The organism is Promicromonospora sp. NPDC059942 (genome assembly GCF_042731755.1).
Taxonomy (GTDB): domain Bacteria; phylum Actinomycetota; class Actinomycetes; order Actinomycetales; family Cellulomonadaceae; genus Promicromonospora.
Window position 1 is genome coordinate 22,992 of record NZ_JBHWLR010000035.1, and the last position, 6,616, is coordinate 29,607.

General features: G+C 73.4%; 6 protein-coding genes. All 6 read left to right on the plus strand.

Translation table 11 applies throughout. The features are described from left to right. Nucleotides 1–58: 58 nt before the first annotated feature. The 6 genes from ACFV9Q_RS28335 to rpsD all read left to right on the plus strand — a co-directional run bounded on the left by ACFV9Q_RS28335 (nt 59) and on the right by rpsD (nt 6,490). Nucleotides 59–859, plus strand: a complete 801-nt coding sequence (locus tag ACFV9Q_RS28335) for a hypothetical protein (protein ID WP_377237172.1) — start codon at nt 59–61, stop codon at nt 857–859. A 97-nt stretch (nt 860–956) separates the two neighbouring features. Beyond that, a complete protein-coding gene (locus ACFV9Q_RS28340) occupies nt 957–2,258 on the plus strand; it encodes an AI-2E family transporter (protein WP_377237173.1) in 1,302 nt (433 codons plus the stop codon). A 4-nt stretch (nt 2,259–2,262) separates the two neighbouring features. Next, nucleotides 2,263–3,519, plus strand: a complete 1,257-nt coding sequence (locus ACFV9Q_RS28345) for an AI-2E family transporter (RefSeq protein WP_377237174.1) — start codon at nt 2,263–2,265, stop codon at nt 3,517–3,519. An 87-nt stretch (nt 3,520–3,606) separates the two neighbouring features. Continuing rightward, a complete protein-coding gene (locus tag ACFV9Q_RS28350; RefSeq protein ID WP_377237175.1) occupies nt 3,607–4,248 on the plus strand; it encodes a GNAT family N-acetyltransferase in 642 nt (213 codons plus the stop codon). Nucleotides 4,249–4,257: 9 nt separating this feature from the next. Next, nucleotides 4,258–5,664 (plus strand): replication-associated recombination protein A, encoded by a 1,407-nt coding sequence (locus ACFV9Q_RS28355; RefSeq protein WP_377237176.1) that lies wholly within the window; start codon nt 4,258–4,260, stop codon nt 5,662–5,664. Nucleotides 5,665–5,863: 199 nt separating this feature from the next. Next, nucleotides 5,864–6,490 (plus strand): 30S ribosomal protein S4, encoded by a 627-nt coding sequence (gene rpsD / locus ACFV9Q_RS28360; RefSeq protein ID WP_182615637.1) that lies wholly within the window; start codon nt 5,864–5,866, stop codon nt 6,488–6,490. Nucleotides 6,491–6,616 lie beyond the last annotated feature (126 nt).

Sequence of the window (6,616 nt, forward strand, 5' to 3'; positions counted from 1 at the left end):
TGAGCCGCGCGGGGGAAGGATCGACACGGGAGGGATCGACACGGGAGGGATCGACACCGTGACAGACACAGTTCAGGGCGGCGGCAAGGGCGGCGGCGGGCTGGAGCTGCGGCTCCGGCCCACCGCGGCCTCCGTCCCGCTCGACCGCATCGTGTTCGCGGACGTCGAGCTCGTCGCGACCGGCGGCCCCGCCACCGTCAGTGCCCGGCTGAACCTCGTCGAGGGCGACCTGGAGATCGAGGTCGCGGGAGCCGGGCGGGCGCCGGTACGGGCCACGTGGCCGTGGCCCGCCGACTCGGCGCCGCGGTCCGTCGACCTGCCCGTGGGCGGGCGCCTGGTCGCCGCGGTGCCGCTGCTGTCGTCGGGAAGCGCACCGCTGTTCCCCGCGCCCGGCAGGTACGAGCTGACGGCGCGGTTCGCCGCGCGCCGGGGGGAGAGCGTCGCGTCGCTCCCGGTCGCCCTCGTGCGTACGGCACCCGACGACGCCGTGGTCGCCGGCCTGCTCGGCGACCGCGACGTGCTGCAGTCCGTGCTCGGCGCGGGGGTGCTCGGCGCCGCGGCGCTGTCGCTGGAGCTGCTGGCCACCTCGCCCGACGCCGGGACGGCCGCCGCGGCCGACCTCGCTCTGGGCCGGACCGACACCCTTGTCGACGCGGCATCCGACCCGGAGGTGGTGCGCGCCGTCGCCGCCCTGCTGCCGCCCGGCGCCACCGGCCAGGACGACCGGCGCGCCGCCGTCGTCGCGCGCGCCACCGCGCAGGCGACGGCGCAGGCCGCCCCGCGTGCCGGCGCACGCGCCGGCTCGCTTCCGATCGAACGCGCCGTCGCCGCGCTGACCGGGCAGCCGCTCGCGCGCTGACCGGGCGGCCGCTCACGGAGTGAGGGGGAGTTGTCGGGAGAAGCGCCGCGCCGCTAGGGTCCGCCCTGGACAATTCGCCCATAACAAAATTGGGAGCATGGCGATGACGGCTGACGCGCCGACGGTAGCGCCGACGACAGCGGCGGAGCCGCCGACCACCCCGGAGGCCGTGGCCACTGAGCAGGTCGCAGGGCCGGCTGCAGGGCAGGCCGCAGGGCAGGCCGCAGGGCAGGCCGCAGGGCAGGCCGCAGGGCCGGTCGCACAGCAGGTTCCCGGGCAGGCCCCGCCGCCCAGCACGTTCGGCGCACCGTGGATCCGGTCCGCGGGCGAGGTGGCCTGGAAGCTGGTCGGCATCGTGGCGGCCGTGGCCATCGTGTTCTACGTGGTGGGCCTGATCCAGGTCGTGTTCGTCGCCCTGTTCCTGGCCCTGGTCTTCACCACGGTGCTCCTGCCGCTGGGCGACTTCTACGACCGGGTCATGCCGCGCGGCCTGGCCATGGCCGCGTCGCTGCTGACGGCGGTGCTCGCCGTCGGCGCGCTCGTGACCTACGTGGTCTCGTCCGTGGTGAGCCGGTGGGAGGACCTCACCGCCGAGTTCGCCACGGGCCTGACCGACCTGGCCGGGCTGCTCACCGGCATCCCGATGCTGGCCGGCATCGGCGGCCCAGGCGACTGGCTGACCGACGGGGGCGCCTGGCTCCAGTCCCACGCCGGCGACTACGCGGGTACGGCCGCCCAGAGCGCCGGGTCGATCGCCGAGGGCGCGACCGCCGTCGTGCTCGCGATCTTCTGCACGGTGTTCTTCCTGACCCAGGGCGCCCGCATGTGGCGCTGGGCGCTGGACTTCGTCCCCGCCGACCGGCACGACCGCTGGGAGGCGGCCGCCGCCGCGGGCTGGAACTCGTTCGCCGGCTTCACCCGGGGCATGTTCTTCGTCGCGCTGTCCGACGGCATCCTCGCCGGGATCTTCCTGTCCGTCGTCGGCGTGCCCCTGGCCCTCCCGCTGTCCGTCGTGGTGTTCCTCGGCGCGTTCATCCCCATGATCGGCCCCGTCGCCGCCATCGTGATCAGCGTGCTCGTCGCGCTGGCCGCCAAGGGCCCCGTGCTGGCGCTGGTCGTGCTGATCGGCATGGTCGTCGTCGCGCAGCTCGACGCCAACGTGCTCCAGCCGCTGATCACCGGCAAGCAGGTCTCGCTGCACCCCGTGGTGATGGCGCTCGTCGTCGCCGCCGGCTCGGTTTTGGGCGGCCTGCTCGGCGCCGTCGTGGCCGTCCCGCTCACCGCGGTGGCCTGGGCCGTGTTCAGCACCCTGCGCGGGACGGCGCCGCTGCTGGGCGACGTGCCGGCACAGGGCAAGGTGCCGGTACAGAGCACAGCGGCCCCCCATGAGGCAGACTGACTCGGTGCCTGACCCCGCACCACACGCCACACCACACCCCGCACCGCACGGTGCACCACGACCAGCCGCACCGCAGGCGGCCGGCCCGGAGCAGCGCGACTCCGCGCCGCCGCCGTGGCTGCGCACCTCCGCCGGCTGGTCGTGGCGCCTGATCCTGGTGGTCGCCGGGGTCGCCCTGGTCTTCTGGGCCGTCACCCAGGTGCTGCTCGTGTTCGTCGCGGTCTTCCTGGCCCTGGTCTTCACCGCGGTGCTCAACCCCCTGACCGACCTGTATGACCGGGTGATGCCCCGGGCCCTGGCCACCGCGGCCGCCATCCTGTCCGGCATCCTCGTGGTCGGCGGCCTCGTGACGTACGTCGTCGTCTCCGTCGCCGGCCAGTGGGAACGGCTCGCGGGGGAGTTCAACACCGGCATCGACCAGATCGTGCGCCTGATCGAGAACAACCCCCTCCCCGTCGACGTCCAGGTCGACACGCGCGACCAGTGGATCGACGACGCCGCCAACTGGCTCCAGGAGAACGCCCAGACCCTCGTCGGCCGGGCGGCCGAGAGCGCCGGCTCCATCGTCGAGGGCATCGCCGTGCTGGCGCTCGCGATCTTCTGCACCGTCTTCTTCCTCGCCTCCGGCGGCGCGATGTGGCGCTGGTTCATGCAGCAGGTCCCCGCCCGCACCCGCGGCCGCTGGAGCGAGGCCGCCGACGTCGGCTGGTACACCTTCTCCGGCTACACCCGCGGCACCGTCCTCGTCGCCATCACCAACGGCATCCTCGCCGGGATCTTCCTCACGATCCTCGGCGTGCCCCTCTCCGCCCCGCTCGCCGTGCTGGTCTTCATCGGCACGTTCATCCCGCTCATCGGCGCGCCGCTGGCCATGATCATCGCGGCGGTGGTGGCGCTCGCGGCCGACGGCCTGCTCACGGCCCTGATCGTCACGCTCGGCATCGCGGGGATCGGCCAGCTCGAGGGCCACGTGCTGCAGCCGCTGATCATGGGCAAGCAGGTCTCGCTGCACCCCGTCGTGGTCGCCCTGGGCGTCACGTGCGGCACGGTGGTGGGCGGCATCCTCGGCGCGATCGTCGCCGTCCCGCTCATCGCGGTGGCCTGGGCCGTGTACAGCGCCCTGCGCAAGCCGGTCGACGACGGCGCCGCCTACGAGCAGGTCGACGGCGCCGGGTCGGACGGCGACGGTGTGGATGACGACACCGGCCCGCCCGGTGACGAGGCCGCCGCCGACGGGCCCGGAGACGCCGCGAAGGCGTGACCGACGTCACGCGCCCGACTCCCGCAAGCAGCGACCCAAAACGGTAAACCTGCAGGTGGGGGGCTGTTTCTGTGGCACCATCGAGGGATGGAACCGTTCGTCCTGGCCACGGAGCACGTCCGCCTGTCCGTCCCGACCTACTCGGACGTGGACGTGATCACCACGGCCTGCCAGGACCCCGCCGTCGCCGAGTGGACGGTGGTGCCGGTGCCCTACGAGCGCAGACACGCCGAGAGCTTCGTGCGGTACCACGTCTCCGAGGGCTGGGCCAAGGGCTCCGTGTACACGTGGGCGGTCCGCGCCCCGGGCGACGCCGACGGGCCGCTGATCGGCATGGTCGGCCTCACGTGCGAGGGCACCCCGGCGGAGGAGCGCGCGGGGGAGCTCGGCTTCTGGATGACCCCGGACGCGCGGGGCCGGGGGCTGTGCACCGAGGCGTCCCGGCTCGTGGTCGACTGGGCCCTGGACCCCGAGGGGCTCGGCCTGTCCGTGGTGAGCTGGGTCGCCTACGTGGGCAACTGGGCGTCCCGCCGCGTCGCCTGGCGCCTCGGCTTCCGGCACGAGGCCACCCTGCGCCGGCACGGGCTGCAGCGCGGCGTGCGCCGGGACGCCTGGGTCGGCACCCTCCTGCCCGAGGACCCGCGCGAGCCCAACGAGCCGTGGCCTCTCCAGGCGCCGGCCGTGCACGTGGGTGTCGGTGAGCACGTGGGTGTCAGTGAGCATCCGTAGGCTGGGGCGGTGTTCGACGACCTCTTCAGTACGGTGACGACCGACAGCGCGGGTACCCCGACCGCGCGGGCGTCGTCGCCCCTCGCCGTGCGGATGCGCCCGGCCTCGATCGACGAGATAGCGGGACAGGAGCACCTGCTGGTCCCCGGGTCGCCGCTGCGGCGGCTCATCGAACCAGGTGGGGGCGGCCGTGCCGCGCCGTCGTCGGTCATCCTCTGGGGGCCGCCCGGCACGGGCAAGACGACGCTCGCCTACCTCGTGGCCACCGTGTCGGGGCGCCGCTTCGTGGAGCTGAGCGCCGTCACCGCGGGCGTCAAGGACGTGCGCCAGGTGGTCGAGGACGCCCGGCGCCGGCTCGCCACCGGCGGCGACGAGACCGTGCTGTTCGTCGACGAGGTGCACCGGTTCTCCAAGTCGCAGCAGGACGCCCTGCTGCCCAGCGTCGAGAACCGGTGGGTCACCCTCGTGGCCGCGACCACCGAGAACCCCAGCTTCTCCGTCAACTCGCCGCTGCTGTCGCGCTCCCTGCTGCTCACGCTCAAGCCGCTGGAGACCGAGGACGTGCGCGCGCTCGTGCTGCGCGCCGTCACCGACGAGCGGGGCCTCGGCGGCGCGGTCGAGCTCGACGAGGACGCGACCGACCACCTGCTGCGCCTCGCCGGTGGCGACGCCCGCAAGGCGCTCACCATCCTGGAGGCCGCCGCGGGCGCGGTGCTCTCGGACGACGAGCCGGCGACCGGCGCGGACGGCACCACCCCGCTGATCGGCCTGGCCGACGTCGAGCGCGCCGTCGACGTCGCCGCCGTCCGCTACGACCGCGACGGCGACCAGCACTACGACGTCATCTCGGCGTTCATCAAGTCCATCCGCGGCTCGGACGTCGACGCCGCCCTGCACTACCTGGCCCGCATGGTCGCCGCGGGGGAGGACCCGCGGTTCATCGCGCGGCGCCTGGTCATCTCCGCGGCCGAGGACGTCGGCATGGCCGACCCCTCGGCCCTGCAGACCGCCGTCGCCGCCGCCCAGGCCGTGCAGCTCATCGGCATGCCCGAGGGGCGCATCGTGCTGGCCGAGGCCGTGGTGCACCTGGCCACCGCCCCCAAGTCGAACGCCGCCTACCTCGGGGTCGACGCCGCGCTGGCCGACGTCCGCGCGGGCAAGGTCGGCACGGTGCCGCCGCACCTGCGCGACGCGCACTACGCGGGCGCCAAGCAGATGGGGCACGGCGACGGGTACCGGTACGCGCACGACTGGCCGCACGGCGTCGCGCCGCAGCAGTACCTGCCGGACGTGCTCGCTGGCTCGCGCTACTACGACCCGAGCGACCGCGGGTACGAGCGGCAGGTCGCGGAGCGCCTGGAGCGCATCCGCGGGATCCTCGGGAGTGACGGCGGCAGCGGAGGCGCCGGGAAGTGAGCAGCCCCACGGCGAGCCGGAACGCCGACGTGCGGTAAGATCTTCAGGTTGCCCATGGCAACGCCCTGGGACCTCGGCCCCGCGAGCACGGTGCTCACGCACCCGCTCCATCGGCTGGTCCCGCACCCGGTGCGGTCCCCTTTCGTGGGGGAGTCGTGTCCGGGTGTGACCTTCAATATCTACAGGACAGGACATCACAGTGACTTCTGTGACCCGTGCGCGCCGTCAGGTGCGCCTGAGCCGCAAGCTGGGCCTCGCGCTCACGCCCAAGGCCGTCAAGCACTTCGAGAAGCGTCCGTACCCGCCCGGTGAGCACGGTCGTGCCCGCCGTCGGACCGAGTCGGACTACGCGGTGCGTCTGCGCGAGAAGCAGCGTCTGCGTGCGCAGTACATGCTTCGCGAGAAGCAGCTTCTCAAGGTCTACGAGAACGCCCGCAAGCAGGCCGGCCTGACCGGTGAGGTCATGGTCGAGGACCTGGAGACCCGTCTGGACTCCGTGGTGCTGCGTGCCGGCTTCGGCCGCACCATCCTGCAGGCCCGCCAGCACGTGACCCACCGTCACATCCTGGTGGACGGCAAGATCGTGGACCGCCCGTCGTTCCGCGTGAAGCCCGGCCAGACCATCCAGGTCAAGCCGAAGAGCCAGACCACGGTGCCGTTCCAGGTCGCCGCCGCGGGCGCGCACCGCGACGTGCTGCCGACGCTCCCGGGCTACCTGGACGTGCAGCTCGAGAAGCTGACCGCCACGCTGACCCGTGCACCGAAGCGCGCCGAGGTCCCCGTGACCTGCGACGTGCAGATGGTCGTCGAGTTCTACGCTCGCTGATCGCACCCAGCAGTACCGGACGGCCCCGTCCACGCACCCTCCAACGACGAGACGTGCACGTCTCCCACCCACCCCCCCAACCCCGACAAGAGAAGGGACGGAGCAGACGAGGTCAATAGCCCGACG

Excerpts from the sequence above, each read along its gene's own strand:
- ACFV9Q_RS28350 (WP_377237175.1), top strand. The coding sequence starts at position 3,607 with ATGGAACCGTTCGTCCTGGCCACGGAGCACGTCCGCCTGTCCGTCCCG.
- ACFV9Q_RS28340 (WP_377237173.1), top strand. The coding sequence starts at position 957 with ATGGCGATGACGGCTGACGCGCCGACGGTAGCGCCGACGACAGCGGCG.